1 protein-coding gene is annotated in these 1,209 nt (G+C 42.2%); it reads right to left on the bottom strand.

Annotated features, from left to right (window positions below; all coding sequences use genetic code 11):
- Nucleotides 1–26: 26 nt before the first annotated feature.
- Nucleotides 27–875, bottom strand: coding sequence for a dTDP-4-dehydrorhamnose reductase (gene rfbD, locus WMO25_RS18165; protein ID WP_349086643.1), 849 nt, complete (start codon nt 873–875; stop codon nt 27–29).
- Between the last annotated feature and the right edge of the window lie 334 nt (nt 876–1,209).

The following is a 1,209-nucleotide window of genomic DNA, read 5'->3' as shown; positions in this document are numbered from 1 at the left end:
TTTTGCTTTTTTCTTTTGCCATTTTCCTACCCCCTCAATTCCTGAATATAATCCCGCATCGCATCTTTCCATTCAGGCATCTGGTAAATTCCGGTTACCTTCATCATCAGATTCTGAAGATCTGTCCTTCTCGGGCTGTTCTTGCCTGCTTCGGCAGATATTTCCTCAATTCTGCCTGTCGGATCCTGCCCCATGCATCGAAGGATCTCTTCTGCTGCTTCTACGCGGCTGCAGCACCCCTCACAGGAAGCATGATAAATACCATATTCATTGGCATCAATCATCTTCATAACAAAATCAGCAAGCACTTTGGCACTTGTCGGACTGCTGTACTGTTCTGCTGCCACCTGAATGACACCGCCTTCTTTTGCCTGACGAATCACAGAATTTACAAAGCAGCTGCCCTCTTTGGCATAAACCCATGAACTACGAACAATCAGATGCTTCGGGTTCAATTCACGCACAAAATTTTCTCCCGCCAGCTTGGATTTACCAAAAATTGTATCCGGAGTTGCTGTATCAAATTCATTCAGTGGTTCATTCCCCCGTCCGTCAAATACGTCATCTGTTGACATGTGAATGAGTTTTGCGCCCACTTTACGGGATGCAGAAGCAACATTTCTCGCACCAATAGCATTGACTCTGAACGCCTTCACCATATCCTCTTCCAGCCAGTTATGGGTATTATAACCTGCGCAATTAATGACGACCGCCGGATGGCTCATGTCCATAAATGCCGTCACACTATCCATGTCGGTAATATCCACATCCATATCCGATGTCAGTACATTGTATGCCATACGGTCAAGGGCATCACTAATGGTACTGCCAAGTCTTCCTTTGGCACCAATGATCCAGACTTTTGTTTTACTCATATTGTACCTCCTTGTTGGCCTAAAAAAACAGGACTTGTCGCCCTGTTTCACAACTCACTTTGCTCTAGTATAGCATATATTATTTGCAGCAGACAAGATTTCAGACAAAAAAAATTGATTATGTCTATGATTTATCCTGCCCATCTTATACATTGTCGAATTTTATCTTCTCATGTCGTAAAATGCGATTTTTGATAAATGCATTTTTGTTTTTGTTATGTTATGCTATTTTTACACGATGCGCATGACATAATGGAGATTTTTTTGATTTGTATATGCGCATGCTTATGATATAATGGAGGTGGATTTTATGGCACAATGGCAGCCATCAATA

The sequence above is a fragment of the Coprococcus intestinihominis genome (assembly GCF_040096555.1).
GTDB lineage: Bacteria > Bacillota > Clostridia > Lachnospirales > Lachnospiraceae > Coprococcus_A > Coprococcus_A intestinihominis.
The sequence above is the reverse complement of the archived record's forward strand: the minus strand, read 5'-3'. Positions and strand labels throughout refer to the sequence as shown.

Excerpts from the sequence above, each read along its gene's own strand:
- rfbD (WP_349086643.1), bottom strand. The coding sequence starts at position 875 with ATGAGTAAAACAAAAGTCTGGATCATTGGTGCCAAAGGAAGACTTGGC.